The 926-nt window shown below is 41.4% G+C and carries 1 protein-coding gene and 1 pseudogene; both read left to right on the top strand.

The genetic code is table 11. The annotated features are described in order from the left end of the window. A pseudogene (locus RXX31_RS24675) lies at positions 1-126 on the top strand (type II toxin-antitoxin system RelE/ParE family toxin); the annotation flags it as partial. Positions 127-271: 145 nt separating this feature from the next. Next, positions 272-685 carry a cysteine peptidase family C39 domain-containing protein gene (locus tag RXX31_RS24665; protein WP_158125657.1) on the top strand — a complete coding sequence of 138 codons (414 nt, stop codon included), beginning with the start codon at positions 272-274 and terminating at the stop codon, positions 683-685. The last annotated feature ends 241 nt before the right edge of the window (positions 686-926 follow it).

Here is a 926-nt window from a genome sequence, read left to right as displayed (position 1 = left end):
ATGCCCCATACAAACTATCGTGAAATCATTTTCGGTCACTATCGTATTATTTACAGTTTAAGCCACGAAATTCGTGTCTTAACAGTTCGTAATTGTCGTCAGATTTTGACGGAAGACGACGTGTAAAACTGTGTTATAACAAACAGTTCAAGAGGGATTCAGCACGCGTGGCATTTTTTGTATGCGGTGGTTTTGGTGTTGAAGTGCCATGCAGCAGCTTAGGTATTGCTTGCTTCACCCCTTAACTGGGCGTTATGTGCTTGGAGGAAACATGAGAAGAGTCGTTCAACAAGATCGTACAGGTTGCGGTTTGGCTTGTATTGCCATATTAGCAGGAACTGAGTACTCCAACGTAAAAGATGTTGCGTTAGGCTTGTTCAATCTTGAATCAAATGATGAATTTTATACAAGCGCTTCCGAACTACAAAAATTAGGTCAAGAGTTTAACCTCAATGTTGGCGGAAAACGTCGGGTTTTTAAGGGATTCAATGCATTACCTGATTTAGCTATCCTAGCCATCAATTATCGAGAAAAAGAAGATACTTGGCACTGGGTTGTGTATTGCCGCGACGGAGGTAATGAGTTTGTGCTTGATCCTAAAAAGGCGGTAAAAACAGATCGGCGCACAGATTTTGGGCGGCTGGCTAAAAGTACTAGATGGTTCATGGCGGTGAAACGCACATAACAAGCAATTTAAGAGGGATTCACAACGCTTGGCATTTTTGCTTCTACTTCAAATTTAGTGTTTATGGCACAATGCTTTAGGTTCGGGTGGTGGCGTTGTTCACCCTTTAATTGGGCGTTAGGTTAATCTACTTAAAGTACGGAGTGTAAAATGGAATTTATTCCCGTAAATATTGAAATGGATGATACTCTCGATTTATGCATGCAATTTCGACGAGATGCTCATGCAGTAAGCTTTGGGA

Source organism: Vibrio sp. EA2 (assembly GCF_033042495.1).
Lineage (GTDB): Bacteria > Pseudomonadota > Gammaproteobacteria > Enterobacterales > Vibrionaceae > Vibrio.
The sequence above is the reverse complement of the archived record's forward strand: the minus strand, read 5'-3'. Positions and strand labels throughout refer to the sequence as shown.